A 13,977-nucleotide genomic window follows, 5' to 3' on the forward strand; every position below is an offset into this window, starting at 1 on the left:
ATTGACTTGATTGCTATTGATCATAGCAATTGGAAGTGCTATGATCAATAGCAATAGGAGAGGTCCAATGGAATTTGAACGATGCAATCCCCTAACCGGTGATGTGGCTTCTACAGCCCCAGCCATGCAGGTTTCCGATCTGGATGCCATCGGCAGTCGTGCGCAAGAAGGCTTTGCCATATGGTCGGGCATGGGCCCCAATGCCCGCCGCGCCGTGCTCATGAAGGCGGCTGATGCGCTAGAGGCTAAACAACAGGACTTTGTCGCGGCAATGGCGGCAGAAATTGGTGCCACGCCGGGCTGGGCGATGTTCAATCACGGCCTTGCGGTCGGGATGGTGCGCGAGGCTGCGGCGATCACGACCCAAATTTCCGGCGAAGTCATCCCCTCCGACAAGCCGGGCTGCGTTGCCATGGCGTTGCGTGAGCCGGTGGGTGTGATCTTGGGCATTGCGCCGTGGAATGCGCCGATCATTTTGGGCGTCAGAGCAATTGCTGTGCCGCTGGCTTGCGGCAATGCAGTAATCCTCAAGGCAAGCGAGCTTTGCCCGCAAACTCACGGCCTGATTATCGATGCATTTTTGGAGGCTGGATTTCCCGCGGGTACGGTTAATGTCGTTAGCAATGCGCCGCAGGATGCGGCCGAAATCGTCGGCGGCCTAATCGATTTGCCGCAGGTTAAGCGAATCAATTTCACAGGCTCCACGACAGTTGGCAAGATTATCGCAAAACGCGCAGCAGAACATCTCAAACCATGTTTGTTGGAGCTTGGCGGCAAGGCTCCGCTTGTGGTGCTCGAGGATGCTGATTTGGATGAAGCGGTTAAGGCTGCAGCCTTTGGCGCCTATATGAATCAGGGGCAGATTTGCATGTCGACCGAACGGATCATAGTGGTCGATGCGGTGGCGGACGCCTTTGCTCAGAAGTTTGCTGAAAAAGTGGAATCAATGCCGGCGGGCGATCCGCGCGATGGCAATACCCCGCTCGGTGCCGTTGTTGATACCCAGACGGTTGCCCACTGCCTCAACCTGATTGAAGATGCGGTGGACAAAGGGGCAAAGCTATTGGTTGGTGGCGAAACGAGCCTCAATGTGGTGATGTCGGCGCATTTGGTCGATTATGTCACGCAGGATATGAAGCTTTTTCGCGACGAGAGTTTTGGCCCAGTTGTTGGTATTGTCCGTGCCCGTGACGAAGCCCATGCAATCGAGCTGGCCAATGATAGCGAATACGGCCTTTCCGCAGCTGTCTTTACCAAGGACACAGCGCGCGGCCTGAGGGTCGCGAAACAAATCCACTCCGGCATTTGCCACATCAATGGACCCACGGTGCATGACGAAGCGCAAATGCCTTTTGGCGGTGTAGGCGCATCTGGCTATGGCCGTTTCGGGGGGAAAGCCGGAATCGAGGCCTTCACGGAATTGCGGTGGATCACAATGGAAACGGAGCCCGGCCACTATCCGATTTGAGCCAACTCATTCCGATACTCTCTCCTGAAAGGATGGGCGAAACGGTGTAAGGTGGAATTCAGAAATGGATCTAGTTACCGCAACAAATTCCTATTTCTTCTCTTTCTCCGCCGCACGCTCCGCATCGATCATCCGTTTGAATACCGTCCAGGTCGTATCGTTGGGACGCGGATCGTCACCGGGAGGCGGGGTGGTATAATCAGGATAATTGAGAGCAATCTCGTCCTTAATGACCGCAGGTAGTTCATCGTAATGCTTTAGTTTTGCACCCATGGCATTGAACACCATTTGTCCCTGACGGCCGCGCATCTTCATCCACGGCATCCAGTCAGAAATACGAACCCAGCTAATCGTCGGATAAGCCGTTGGATTTTTCGTGTCGAGAATTTCATCTGCAAGCATAGCAAAGTCAAAAATTTCCATCGCATGATATTTGTTGCCGACGTAATCTTGATAATCACCTGCTAGAACATTGTGATAAAAGAGCGGGACTTCAAATGGCATGAACAGCCATTTTCCCTGACGGCGTAGCGTTGAAATCCGGTGTGGCTTGCCATCGGCAGAATAGGGGTAGTTGGGGCGACTGTTCACCGGATCATTGGCAATTTGCATGACCTTAACCGTTTCACCGGACCAGGGATTCTCCCACGTTCTGAGTACCTCATTGGTTTTGGGATCAAGATAGAACATCACCTCTTTGCTGACTTGGCGATAGCCAACCCCGCGCTTGGGGTCTTCGATGCGAACGCATTGGCGAATGTTCATGCCCTCGCCATTGAACAGGTGGCGGTCGGGCTCACCTTGAACTCGCGAATAGACTTTTCCGGACCAGTGATAAATTGCTGGAACGCCATCCGCGACGCCACATTGGACACGCTTAGAAATTTCCAATGCATCTTCAGCCTTGTTGGGGTCCAGTGTCCGAGCGGCTGCGGGACTAGTCGCTAAGGCTGCCAAGATTGTTGCTGTAAATAGTCCACCGGTCAAACGTCGCTTCATTTCACTATCCTCCAGTCGATCAGGTTTGCACCTGAATGCCAATATGGGGTGACCTTAGATTTGTCCGGACAAATTGTGAAGAGGCAATGTTGCAATTTTGCAGGAAGCTTAAAAAAGTGACCTTTTCTCGGGCTATTCGGTGTCTTTCCCATCCAGAAAACACATGATTTCTGCTGCGGTTGCCCCCGCCGCCTCGTCGAGCACCGCGCGCTTGATGTCGAGTCTTTCGACCAAGCGAGCAGTGGGCATCAATCCGGCACCGCGCCTGGTCGCGTCCAACAACATGGACTGGGTGGCCAATATCAGCGTCGGGCAAAGCACCAATGGCAACCGGATTTCAACATCATAAGAAAAAGCAGCATGGAAGGCTGCGTTCATATGCTGTCCGTGGCGCAGCTGCTCCACAAATATTTCGAAACTTCTGTCAGGCCCCTGACTTGCGAGCCTTTTGGTCATGCCCCGATCCCAGGGTGCTTCAAGGCAATGAAGTTCTGGGGTGATGGCAAATGGCTGGGCCGCAGACGACAAGAATTTGGCGCGGTCTTCAGGATCGAATGCGGGAATATCCACGAGCGCCAACTTGCGTATAGAGCTGGCGGTCTCGCACGCCATTTCAACGGCCACCAGATTGCCTGTATGAAAACCGATAATGTCTATGGGCGCCGTGTGTGATTGATCCGCTACCACCGCGCGCATGGCTTCAGCATATTCAGCGACTGATGGTTTGGCGGTGAAAATATCGGAACCGCCATGACCTGGGAAATCTGGTGCGATCACGCGACGGTCTTGCGCCAGGAAGGGCATGATCGTGGTGAAGGCCAGGCCGCTAAATGGTGCTGGGTGGAGACAATAGAGGTCCGGTTGAGACGGCGTTTGCGCCGGTTCCTTCATGCGCCAGTGAATCTGGCCAAATGGGCCGTCCGTATATCCCTTGCGGATCATTCGGTTGAATCTCTCAACCGGTCAATCTGCGCGCGATAGAGGCGGCGAGTGAGCGGCATCATCAGAAACGGAATGAAACCGAAAATAAAAGGAACGGCGGCGACTGCATAGCGGATATTTTCTTCGCCGAAGACGCTGCTAGACAATTCGCCGACGACAATCGGACCCAATGAACCAAACCAGCTAATCGAGAGATAATATATTGCTACAATCTGCCCGCGAACTTGCGCAGGTGTAATGACGAGCAATGCCGTTATGCCGATGGCTGACACAATCCCGATACCGACAGTGTTGATACACAGGATCGCAAAAGCAAGCTCTGCTGTCGGCATGAAGAGAGGAATGGATGCGGTCGGGACCATGATTAAAAAGCCGATGTAGAGTAGCCGTAAAGATGCATCCTTGACTCCCTTCTTGGTCCACCAATCGGAAATGGTTCCCATGAGAAGCATGTTTGCCGGACCGATGACGAGCAAGGCGACTCCGTTGACAAATGCATATTTTTGCGGCGACCAGCCCCAGGTTCGTTCAAAGGTCGGTGCGAGGAATCCCTGGCTATAGGCGATCGTGGTCATCGTGCCGATCAACAGCAAAAAGCCGAGGTATAGAAGCCTGTTGCGCCAGATATATTGTATCGCATCGGTAAAGCCACTGCCGCTGATAACATCTGCTGTGGCGGCGGCTGGTCGCCGCGCTGGTTCTTTCATAAGCAGGAAGAAAAGCGCAAAAACCAGGCCCGGTAAACCGACGATTATCAAGGTGAAGCGCCAAGGCGACAGCTCACCGAAGAAGGGCAGGGACTGGGTGCCACCGGCGGATGTCCATGCGATGATTGCACCACTCAACAACGAGGCAAGGCCTGCGCCGATCGGTAGGGCTGAGGAGTAAAAGGCAATTGGTTTGCCGCGTTTCTCCGTCGGAAAGCTATCGCCAATCATAGAGAAAGTTGCCGGACTAAGGGTCGCTTCTCCGACGCCCACACCCATGCGGGCCGCAAACAATTGGACGAAATTCTTGGCGGTGCCGGTCGCGATGGTTGCCATCGACCACAAGGCGACCCCGATGGACACAATCCAGATGCGCTTGCCGCGGTCGATCAGCCAACCCATGAATATACCGACAAAGCCATAGACGAGCGTGAAAGCGCTCAGCAGCCAGCCAATCGAGCGATCGGACAGATCAAATTCGGCTTTGATCGGTTCGATCAGTAGACCAAGAATATAGCGATCTACAAAGCTGAAAATATAGGCAATGGTCAGCATAACCACCAGAAACCATCCGGCCGTGGCACTGGGATAAGGTTTTTCCGAAGGGCGCTCTGTCGCGGTTTTGCTGTCCATCATAGTGCGTCTGCAATGCGGTAGATAACGATAAGATTATCATCAAAATCCACAATGCCGATTTCGCGCCCGATGCGGCCATCATGCGTTTCAAGACGACCTTCTTCATATACTTTCAGTCCCAGCGCAGCGCTGTCCGCCATTGCTTTGTCCGGGTCCGCGACATCCAGCACGATTGCGCTGCGCCGGGGATGGGGGACCGGCGCGAGTGGCACGTTTTTGATTCCGGACAGGGCCATGACTCGTGGTTGGCCCGGCAACGAAAGAATTACAAAATCAAGCTCCGCGCCATCGGGAATTTCAAACACGGGGATGGAATAGCTCTCTGGATTGTGTCCTTTGCGAAACGTAACTTCAAAACCAAGAACGTCTCGATATAACGTCAGGGCCTTGTCAATATCCTCAACAACGAAATTCGCGCGCTGAAATCGTACTGGCTGTGTTTCGGTCATGTCATTTTCCTTACTTCCATTCCAACGGTTCGCCGCGAACAGAGCAGCATTGTACTCCAACATTCCGGCCGTAATAGAGATTCGCTAGCGCGCGCGGCATGTTCTGGAAGCCGTCTTCTATGTCCTGTACAGGTTTTAATCTGCCATCATGTATCCATCCCGCTAGATCATCCATCACCTTCTCCCAATTCTGGAGATGGTTGTAGACGAAAAAGCCCTGCATCCTCGTTTCGGTGGCGCGCAGACGGGTGTAGTTGGAAAGGGCGAATGGGTCTTTGCGGGTATATTCGCTGATCGAGCCGCACAATATGACGCGGCTGTGGAGGCGAAGCCGTTCGAGGCAGGCCTCCAGCGTCTCGCCGCCGACATTGTCAAAATAGAGGTCAATGCCGTCGGGCAGCAGCTCATCCAGCCGTTGTTCGATGTTTTCGGATTTATAATCGATCGCACGGGAACAGCCATGCTGCAGAATGAAGGCGCATTTTTCCGGGCCACCAGCCATGCCCACAACATCGCAGTCCATAATATTGCTGGCCATCTGGCTGACCATGGAGCCAACTCCACCGGCCGCGCCGGAGAGCACCATCCGATCACCCTTGCGGGGGGTGCCGCAGGAGAATAGCCCCGCATGGGCTGACAATCCGGTCATACCCAAAACGCCAGACCCCAGAGCTGCCGGCAGGCCGTTATCAGGCATAGCGAAGAATTTTTCCTGCGCCGTCATCTTCGAAGTCTTGTAGGTTTGCCAACCCAATTGGCCTTGAACCATCTGTCCTTCGCGCCAATCCGGATGGCGAGACTTGACGATTTGCGCAACGCCGCGGCCGTGAATCACGTCGCCCGGCTGCAGCACACGCTCGCCGGCCGCTCCGGTGCCTTGCATATAGAAGCGCATGACGGGCGCCAGTCCAAGATAGTGGGTCTTGAGAAGGACCTCCCCATCTTCTGGTTCAGGTATATCTGTCACCGTCCAGTCGAAGTCATCGGGTAAGACATTGCCCACGGGCCGCGCCGCGACCCGCCATTGATAGTTGGCGCTGTCGTCAATCCGCTTGTCCGCAGCGAGAGCGTCAAAGGCCGTCAGCTTGTCTGTTGTCACTTATTCATGAACCTTCACGACCTGGTTGACCTCGAAGAAATAGCCATCGAGATCCCAGAAGGAACAGCCAATCATATCTTTCTTTTTTCCATCTGCGCCGGTGACTTGCCAATCATGGGGTTCGCAGTGGATTCGGGAGCCTAGCTTTCTCGCCCGTTCGACGGCACCTTTCGCATCCTCAGATGCCACCACAAAAACCGGAGTGCCAAATTGGATTTCGGTTGGAAGCTCCTTGGGCGCATCCTGTTTGGGGTCAAGCCACTCCAACAACCCGATCATACCGATCAGATCATCTTTGCATTTGAGAATGATCAGGCGAGTCTGATCACCCTTTTTCCCAGCGGCCAGTTGGGTACCGGACAATGTGAAGGGTGTGTCCATCCATTTTGTCATGCCGAACACGGTCTCATACCAATGAGAGGCGCTGTCGCCATTGCGAACCATCAGCGTTGTGCGTTTGATGATGTCAGTCATTGATTTTGGGGCTTTCGATGAGAAGCACTTGGCATTCCGCACAGCCGTCACGCAATTTCTTCACTTCCTGATATTCCGGACTGTCCCAAAAAGCTCTTGCCGCCGCCTTGTCTGGCCATTCTGAAATCACCATTGAAGCACCGTCACCAAAATCACCTTCCAGAAGCTCCGTTCCTGGACCGCGTAGAACATATTTGCCTCCGAATTTGTCGACGAGCGCGCCTGCTGCGGCACCATATCCGGCGATAAAAGCGTCTCTGTCGTTGATCTTTGCCGTCACGATCATATAGGCGGGCATAGTAAAGCTCCTTAAGTTGTCCGGACAAATTAAGCGCATTGCCTCGTAATGCAATGCTTAATTTATATATAAATATCATATGTTTAATCTATATTGTTGTTCAAGAGCCCAGCTTGAAAATCGTTTTTTGACTGTCAAATTGCCCGTTGCAAATTTGTGACAGTCCGGCGCCATCGACAGTCTAGTGAAAAATTTGTCTGGACAAATTATTGAGACGGTGAGACTTTGTGAATGGAGGAATGAAAATCAGCCGTGCTGGTTTCAGGGAGGACTAAATTTATGAAATTTTCTTACAAATATTTGCTTATGGCCGCAGCAGCATCCGCGCCAGTATCGGCTTTTGCGCAACCCGTTTCTGGCGAAGGCGCAGAAGACTCGAATGTCATTGTCGTTACCGCACGCAAGGTTTCGGAAAACCTGCAGGAAGTACCGGCTGCTATCGCCGTGGTCAGTTCTGCATCGATTGAAAATCTGGCGTTGGATAGCGTGTCCGACATCTCAAAAGTGACCGCAGGGCTGACCTTTGATGATAGTTTCGGACGCGACGCAAACCGACCGGTGATTCGGGGCCAAGCCAATATATTGGGCGACTCGGGCGTCGCTGTGTTCATTGACGGCATATATTTCAGTGGATCAGTCGGTGATTATGCCGTCGACAATATTGAACGGATTGAAGTCGTGAAGGGGCCACAGAGCGCGCTTTATGGACGGAACACCTATTCCGGTGCAATCAACATCATATCGAAAACCAATGCAGATCGCCTCACAGGTTCGATCTCGGCCGACATTTCAGAACATAATCGGTTCGATATCAACGCCAATGTGCGCGGGCCAGTGACGGATTCCATCACGGCCTTTGCGTCTGCCCGCTACTATAAATTTGGCGGTGAATATACCAACCTTTTTGATGGCAACAAAGTCGGCAAACAGAAGTCCTACTCATTCTCGGGCGGTTTCGCCTATGATGACGGAGGGCCCTTTACCGCTCAGATCCGGACATATTATAATCGCACCGACGATGGACAGCCTGCGATTTTCGCAACCAGCGTAGGCGACAATAATTGCCTGTTCGACAATGGCGGTTTTTATGGAGGTGCAGGCCGTTATTTCTGTGGCACCATCCAGCCGGGCCAGATCAACACCGACTATACGCGGCAATTCGCGAATAATGGCGCCGACGTTGGCCTGAATATTAAAACTTTCAATGCCAGCCTGCGGATGGACTATGAAATAAACGATCAGGTTACATTGACGTCGCTGACTGGTTACAACCGTGTCACCGACCGGACGGAAACAGATGGTGATTATGCGCCGACCAGTTTCCAGGCTTCGACCTTTGCAACCTTCCCTGCGGGCCCAGTTGGCCTGGGGATTGTCAATGGTCCACCAACCGACTTCTCATTTGCCAACGCAGGCAAGACCGAAGATATTTCGCAGGAAATTCGCCTCGCATATGACGGCGACCGGTTCGATTTCATGGTAGGCGGTTATTATTTTGACCAGACCGACGATAGCCGGGACATCAGGACGCTTCCGGCGGATGCCAATGCTCGGGCACTGGCCAATTCCAATGCGCGAAATGCGCAACTCTGCTCGCCGGCCCGGGGCTGCTTTTTCAGCTTCCTAACCTCTCCTGCATCAGCCGGTGTGGTTTCGGTGCCAAGGAACTCGAACAGCTTGGATATTCAGAACTGGGCTCTCTTCGGTTCTGCAAGCGCTGAGATTTTTGATAATTTCACCATCAGTGTGGAGGGTCGCTATTCGGAAGAAACGATCAACCAGTCTGCGATCAGCCGAAATGTAGGTGATCCGGTGCCAATCCCGGTTGTTGCCAGGGCAAAATTCAAAAAATTCACGCCGCGTATATTGATGGACTATCAAGTGTCTCCGGATAACCTGATCTATGCCTCTTTCGCGCAGGGTCAAAAACCGGGCGGGTTCAATGGTGTGCTTGCTATCAATGCCGGGCAGCCAACCTTTAACGAGGAAGAAGTGGACGCCTATGAAATAGGGATCAAGAACCAGTTTCTGGACGGTGCTTTGACGGCAAATCTGGCGTTGTTCCACAATGAAATCACCGGTTATCAGTTGACCCAGACGGTATTCCTGCCACCCAACCGGATCAGTTCGATCGTAAATGCCGGGGATGCTCGCGTAGACGGACTGGAACTGGAGCTGATCGCACGCCCAAGTCGGAACTTCACATTTACCGCCAATTATTCGATGGCGGATTCGAAGTTCAAAAACGGAGTAGACGAGAATCAGGGTGTTCTTGATGACGTTGCAGATGATGGGTTGGTGAACTGCTCAACCGGAGATCAATTCCCGGCGTCTGCTGGTTGCCAATCACTATTTGGTTCGATCGAAGGCAAGCGTATCCCTCGGGCTCCTGTCCATCAGTTCTTCGCCGATGTTGATTATCGTACGGATATTGGAGACAGCGGCTGGAAAGTTTTTGCCGGCGCCAATGTCACGATGATTTCCAGCAGCTTTGCACAGGTCCACAATCTAGCCAAAACCGGAGGATCAGCTGTCGCTGATGTCCGGCTTGGGTTTGAAAACGAGAATTTCAAGATCCAGGGCTATGTGAAGAACCTGTTTAATGAAGACTCTGTGGCACAAATCATCCGTTATGCAGATGCCGATGCCAGCTTCAAACGAAGCTTTGCATCGGGCTTGCGGCCTGGACGGCGCATTGGCGTGGTATTGACCGCAAAATACTAAGATCAATCCAATTCAAAAGCCCGTCGCCCTCTGGGTGGCGGGCTTTCTATTTGCGTGTGCTTCATACGAGAGTTTAACTGATATTGGTCAGAATCGATAGCAATTCGGCTGGTGCGGTGATCATCGCCTCATGGCCTGTTTCCAAAGCGTGATATTGCCATTGTTCGTTCGCTTGAACCTGTTCGGCGTGCCATGCGAAACTCGCATTTTGCAGGACAGGGTCAGTGCAATGGATGTATGTTCTGGACAATCCATTTGATCCGCCATTGGGCAAGTCTATGGGATCGAGCCAAGACTTTAACGGATGGGGACTCATATTCTGAGACACCCAATCATAGCTGGGATGATCTTCAGGGATTCCCAACATTTCGGGCAAGAGTGAACTCATCGCGATGCCATCGGCCACCAAAGCGCGCAGTCCCTGCTCGGTATTCGCTAATATATCAGGACTGCGCTCTGGCCCCTGCGTAATCATCGACTGGCCATCTTTGGGAAGCGCAGCGTCAAGATAGACGATGTGGCGGAGCCGTTCCTTCAAAGCATCGGCAACCCCCGTGATGACCATCCCTCCATAGCTGTGCCCGACCAAGGTGATTTCTTTGAGGTCATGTTGGTCAATCAGATTGGTGATATCCGCTATATGCGTGCTCAGGCCAACTTGCGCGGACAAGAGATGTTTCCGGTCCGCCAGCCCGGTCAGAGTTGGCGTAAACACGCGATGTCCCATGTTTTCTAGGGGCTTGCATATGTCTCTCCAACACCAGCCTCCGTGCCAGGCACCATGGACGAGTATATAGGTGCGCCCTGAGTGTTCCTTGGAAGCATCCGTTGTCGCTGGCATGAGAAGATTTTCATTTGACACTCTTCTTGCCTCGATCCCTATAAATTGCGAAGCACATGATCAGCGACGCGCTCTCCGCTCTCCAGTGCGCCCTCCATACCTGAGCTTTCTTGCGCCATATGTTCGCCCGCGAAGTGAATTCTCTGGCCGGAATAGCGCGCCGCTTCTGCCAACATTGCCCCTTGTCCAGTGCCGATATGATGGTAGATTCCGCGCGCAAAGCTATTCTTCTGCCAACTAAAAATTCGGACCAACCGAAGCTTGCCTTTCGCTGAGGGTCGCGCCTTTTCAATCTTTTGAATGATCGTGGCGCCTGCTGCTGCCGGGTCCATATTATCGATCAGATCAGCGCTGGGCCCGTTGAGCCAAACCTTTAGCATTGCGGGCTCGTCGCCGAGCACGAAAACCCGACCGAGCATGGGATCGTCGCTCCAGATTGTTTCGGGCATGCCATCGGATTTCCAAAACGGTTCTTTGGCGGCAACATAAGCAAAGCTCGCCCTTGTATATGGTAGGCCCGAGATCATATTGCGCATCGCTACCGGAAGTTCTGCTTCAATCTGGACGCTTCGTAAGGTCGAGAAAGGAGCGGTGCAGATAACATGATGCGCCCCATATTTTTGGCGGTTAGCGAGGCTGATTTCAACGCCATCGTCCTCATGCTCCATGGCAAGTACATTGCTGCCTAGAATGATGTCAGAGCGTAACGCCGAGGCCATGGCATCGGTCATTCTTTGAGAGCCCCCGCGGACATAGCGCGTTGGTCCATTACTAGACCTGAAAATCGCCAACGTGCGGGCGATATGCAGCGCGGATTGCTGATCAAGGCTGTTGCCATTCAAATTGGCATCAATCAGCCGCATGGCTTCGGGTGAAGCCCCCTGTGCCGATAAATATTCCCTCAACGAAACATCTATCGCGCCTGTTTCAGACTTCAACCAGTCAGCAACATTGGAAAATTTGGGCAGGCCGCCCAGATAAGACCGGAGCAATTGGTCGGGTAGATGACGCCTTTCTTTATTGCTAAGCCTATTTTCCGGGGCCGTCGCCCACTGATCTGCCGTCAACGAGCGTCCCAGAATGTTATAGAGCGCCCCGCGCGGAGATGCGGGCGGGATGTAGCGCTCGACGCCCAATCTATCCGCAATTTCATGAAAGCGCCGATATCCCGCGCCTACCTGGATACCTCCGGCATCGGGCGTTCCGGGAAGATCATCCAGTGTATAAAGCCGTCCGCCAATGCGGTCCGAACCCTCCAGCACAATCGCCTTGTAACCGGCCTTCTCAATCAGGCTGGCAGCATGGAGCCCGGCCAGCCCGGCTCCGATGACAATCACGTCGGCGCTGGTTTTGCTCCAAGTACGACGGGGTGCCGCGCAGGAGATCAATGATGCGCTCATTCCCCCGACAAAGGCGCGGCGGCTTATTGGATGCGCGACAGGTTTTTCCATAAGGGGAATTGACAATATATTGCTCCAGGAGGCAAGTATAATTTGTCCGGACAAATGAGGTGATCCACTGATGCAAAAGCTATGGTTCTTAGCCTTGATCGCAATGGCGATCGTTTTTCCTGTTGAGGATGTTCGCGGACAATCTGATCTGACTGGTGAAGACATTCTAGCGTTGGCGAGAGAGGCGGCAGGCGGGGATGGTTGGGCCAATGCCCGGTCGCTGACTTTGTCAGGGCACGCTATTTTCTACGGCAACAAAGGCCATCTGCCGCGTTCAATCGCCAATGACTATCGGATGTGGCGCATATTTGATCCTGAGCGCAATGATGCTCATGGTGCCAATGGCAAGGTTCGGATCATTGCACAATCCAAAGGCGAAAGGATATTTGAAGTCGGTTTCGACGGCAAGACAACTTGGACCGAACGCGGCATCACACCCAAGGCGGAGGCCGACGCATTTTGGGCAAGCAATTTTGGTTTTGGAATCATTCGCCAGGCCGGAAAACCAGGGTTTGTGACAAGTCGTCTCGCCAATGACAAAATCGGGAAACATGATCTATATATGGTTGAACTGGTGGATCCATCGGGTGGAAAAACCCTATTTGGTGTCGATCAAGACAACCACGCCATCCGCACGATGGGCTTCCGCACGTCTAGGGGTTGGCATTTCCGGACCTATGACGATTTTGTCGAACTGGACAATCCGCGCTGGCTGCAAGCACGCCATGTCACACTATATTATGACGGACGCAAATCGAATGAAGTGTTCTGGACCGAGACGAAGGTCAACGAGGATTTGGACCAGAAGCTGTTTGCACCGCCTGGCCGCTAGTCTCCAGAGACGCGTTCCGCGCCCTCGATCGTACAACTTGCCTGCATCCATCGGAGGTTCAATCCTACCCGGCTGGCGTCAATGTCGGCCCAGCTATAGCTTGCCGCACGATCCGGATCGTCCTTGTGGATATAGAGCACCATGCTGGGTCGATTGGTGCTTGGCGGGGGCCAATGGACCGCGCGCATTCTCAATGTTACGGCCTCGGCTCCGCTGTCGCCGCCGCCGACTGTAACACGGCCGCCCTGATCATGCAGCTTCAGATCCTTCGAAAACAGCCAATCCGTATCACCGTCTTCCTTTGCTTTGCTTTTGGGAATGGCGGCCCAGCAAGTCACCGGACGCGCCCGTTTCAAAATTGTTTCCGTTCCGTTATTCAACTGCAGTGTGATGCTCTCACGTGTGATCGCAATGATCTGAAACGCTTGTTGGCACGCCATTCGATTCTGCATTGCGCTATAGGTCCAGCCGCCTTCGGTGCGATCAAAATAGCGGCCACAATGGCCAACCGATATCAAACTGCGCTTTCCGGTGTTGCTAACGGCAATTTCCTGAGCATCTACAATGGCTTTGCCCTTTGCATCAATTTGCTCAAGCATAAGATTGCCGTCATCAATCGAGATCCGCAATGACATCCACGGCGCCGCTTTGCGGCCCGCATCCTTGTCAAAATATACCTGTTCTTCGTTGCTGAATGTGCCCGGCAAAAGATCGGCTACATCTGGGGGCATATTTGGGGCAGCGATAGCGCCCATCGCTGGAACCAGCACCAATCCCTGCAACATATTCTCGATCCTTCTAAAATTTGTCCGGACAACTCTAGACGATTGAAGTGGTTAGGCAATAGCTAGAATGAATTTGAGTCTATCCGATTGGGGATAGCGTGGAAGGGTTGAGCAAAGCGTTCAATCATCATCGCTGCGACTGAAGTTGGATTGGAAAGCGTGCCGGTATCCGGCGGCACTTAATTGGTCATGCGTTTTACCGTTCTTAGCCAAGACGGATGAAGTCTGGTGGTTGGGACACGACTATTCTTAATTTGTCATATTTTGCGATA

The 13,977-nt window shown here is 53.0% G+C and carries 13 protein-coding genes; 3 read left to right on the forward strand and 10 right to left on the reverse strand.

Annotated elements, in window-relative coordinates; translation table 11 throughout:
• The first annotated feature begins 67 nt into the window (after positions 1 to 67).
• Entirely contained in the window at positions 68 to 1,468 is a 1,401-nt protein-coding gene (locus tag ABJV08_RS06145) for an aldehyde dehydrogenase (RefSeq protein ID WP_348053429.1), read from the forward strand.
• Positions 1,469 to 1,558: 90 nt separating this feature from the next.
• On the opposite strand, the gene ABJV08_RS06150 is transcribed toward ABJV08_RS06145, so the two are convergent.
• The 7 genes from ABJV08_RS06150 to ABJV08_RS06180 all read right to left on the reverse strand — a co-directional run bounded on the left by ABJV08_RS06150 (position 1,559) and on the right by ABJV08_RS06180 (position 7,072).
• Positions 1,559 to 2,467 carry a DUF1838 family protein gene (locus ABJV08_RS06150; protein WP_348053431.1) on the reverse strand — a complete coding sequence of 303 codons (909 nt, stop codon included), beginning with the start codon at positions 2,465 to 2,467 and terminating at the stop codon, positions 1,559 to 1,561.
• Positions 2,468 to 2,599: 132 nt separating this feature from the next.
• Positions 2,600 to 3,409 (reverse strand): alpha/beta hydrolase, encoded by an 810-nt coding sequence (locus ABJV08_RS06155; RefSeq protein WP_348036833.1) that lies wholly within the window; start codon positions 3,407 to 3,409, stop codon positions 2,600 to 2,602.
• The gene (locus ABJV08_RS06160; protein WP_348036835.1) at positions 3,406 to 4,752 is read right to left on the reverse strand and encodes an MFS transporter; all 1,347 of its coding nucleotides are present in this window, start codon (positions 4,750 to 4,752) and stop codon (positions 3,406 to 3,408) included. Before ABJV08_RS06160 ends, ABJV08_RS06155 begins: the two co-directional genes overlap by 4 nt.
• Positions 4,749 to 5,201: a VOC family protein gene (locus ABJV08_RS06165; protein ID WP_348036837.1), complete on the reverse strand. Its 453-nt coding sequence runs from the start codon at positions 5,199 to 5,201 to the stop codon at positions 4,749 to 4,751. Before ABJV08_RS06165 ends, ABJV08_RS06160 begins: the two co-directional genes overlap by 4 nt.
• A gap of 10 nt (positions 5,202 to 5,211) precedes the next feature.
• Positions 5,212 to 6,300, reverse strand: a complete 1,089-nt coding sequence (locus ABJV08_RS06170) for an NADP-dependent oxidoreductase (RefSeq protein WP_348036839.1) — start codon at positions 6,298 to 6,300, stop codon at positions 5,212 to 5,214.
• On the reverse strand, positions 6,301 to 6,774 hold the full coding sequence (locus ABJV08_RS06175; protein WP_348036841.1) for a VOC family protein: 474 nt from the start codon (positions 6,772 to 6,774) through the stop codon (positions 6,301 to 6,303). It lies immediately after the preceding gene.
• A complete protein-coding gene (locus ABJV08_RS06180; RefSeq protein ID WP_348036843.1) occupies positions 6,767 to 7,072 on the reverse strand; it encodes a DUF1330 domain-containing protein in 306 nt (101 codons plus the stop codon). Before ABJV08_RS06180 ends, ABJV08_RS06175 begins: the two co-directional genes overlap by 8 nt.
• Positions 7,073 to 7,351: 279 nt before the next feature.
• Between ABJV08_RS06180 and ABJV08_RS06185 the strand changes: the two genes are divergently transcribed.
• Positions 7,352 to 9,796 (forward strand): TonB-dependent receptor, encoded by a 2,445-nt coding sequence (locus ABJV08_RS06185; protein ID WP_348036845.1) that lies wholly within the window; start codon positions 7,352 to 7,354, stop codon positions 9,794 to 9,796.
• Between the two features lie 73 nt (positions 9,797 to 9,869).
• Here ABJV08_RS06185 and ABJV08_RS06190 read toward each other — a convergent pair whose 3' ends face one another.
• Positions 9,870 to 10,637, reverse strand: a complete 768-nt coding sequence (locus tag ABJV08_RS06190) for an alpha/beta fold hydrolase (RefSeq protein ID WP_348036847.1) — start codon at positions 10,635 to 10,637, stop codon at positions 9,870 to 9,872.
• 38 nt (positions 10,638 to 10,675) lie between these two features.
• Positions 10,676 to 12,088 carry an NAD(P)/FAD-dependent oxidoreductase gene (locus ABJV08_RS06195; RefSeq protein WP_348036849.1) on the reverse strand — a complete coding sequence of 471 codons (1,413 nt, stop codon included), beginning with the start codon at positions 12,086 to 12,088 and terminating at the stop codon, positions 10,676 to 10,678.
• 70 nt (positions 12,089 to 12,158) lie between these two features.
• Between ABJV08_RS06195 and ABJV08_RS06200 the strand changes: the two genes are divergently transcribed.
• Positions 12,159 to 12,920 carry a hypothetical protein gene (locus ABJV08_RS06200; protein WP_348036851.1) on the forward strand — a complete coding sequence of 254 codons (762 nt, stop codon included), beginning with the start codon at positions 12,159 to 12,161 and terminating at the stop codon, positions 12,918 to 12,920.
• Here the strand turns inward: ABJV08_RS06200 and ABJV08_RS06205 are convergent.
• On the reverse strand, positions 12,917 to 13,705 hold the full coding sequence (locus ABJV08_RS06205) for a hypothetical protein (RefSeq protein ID WP_348036853.1): 789 nt from the start codon (positions 13,703 to 13,705) through the stop codon (positions 12,917 to 12,919). The genes ABJV08_RS06200 and ABJV08_RS06205 overlap by 4 nt on opposite strands.
• Between the last annotated feature and the right edge of the window lie 272 nt (positions 13,706 to 13,977).

The sequence above is a fragment of the Parasphingorhabdus sp. genome (assembly GCF_039982395.1).
Classification (GTDB): Bacteria; Pseudomonadota; Alphaproteobacteria; order Sphingomonadales; family Sphingomonadaceae; genus Parasphingorhabdus.

Coding starts and splice junctions, on each gene's coding strand:
- ABJV08_RS06145 (WP_348053429.1), top strand. CDS start 68: ATGGAATTTGAACGATGCAATCCCCTAACCGGTGATGTGGCTTCTACA.
- ABJV08_RS06190 (WP_348036847.1), bottom strand. CDS start 10,637: ATGCCAGCGACAACGGATGCTTCCAAGGAACACTCAGGGCGCACCTAT.
- ABJV08_RS06160 (WP_348036835.1), bottom strand. CDS start 4,752: ATGATGGACAGCAAAACCGCGACAGAGCGCCCTTCGGAAAAACCTTAT.
- ABJV08_RS06180 (WP_348036843.1), bottom strand. CDS start 7,072: ATGCCCGCCTATATGATCGTGACGGCAAAGATCAACGACAGAGACGCT.
- ABJV08_RS06205 (WP_348036853.1), bottom strand. CDS start 13,705: ATGTTGCAGGGATTGGTGCTGGTTCCAGCGATGGGCGCTATCGCTGCC.
- ABJV08_RS06195 (WP_348036849.1), bottom strand. CDS start 12,088: ATGGAAAAACCTGTCGCGCATCCAATAAGCCGCCGCGCCTTTGTCGGG.
- ABJV08_RS06185 (WP_348036845.1), top strand. CDS start 7,352: ATGAAATTTTCTTACAAATATTTGCTTATGGCCGCAGCAGCATCCGCG.
- ABJV08_RS06165 (WP_348036837.1), bottom strand. CDS start 5,201: ATGACCGAAACACAGCCAGTACGATTTCAGCGCGCGAATTTCGTTGTT.
- ABJV08_RS06150 (WP_348053431.1), bottom strand. CDS start 2,467: ATGAAGCGACGTTTGACCGGTGGACTATTTACAGCAACAATCTTGGCA.
- ABJV08_RS06200 (WP_348036851.1), top strand. CDS start 12,159: ATGCAAAAGCTATGGTTCTTAGCCTTGATCGCAATGGCGATCGTTTTT.
- ABJV08_RS06175 (WP_348036841.1), bottom strand. CDS start 6,774: ATGACTGACATCATCAAACGCACAACGCTGATGGTTCGCAATGGCGAC.
- ABJV08_RS06155 (WP_348036833.1), bottom strand. CDS start 3,409: ATGATCCGCAAGGGATATACGGACGGCCCATTTGGCCAGATTCACTGG.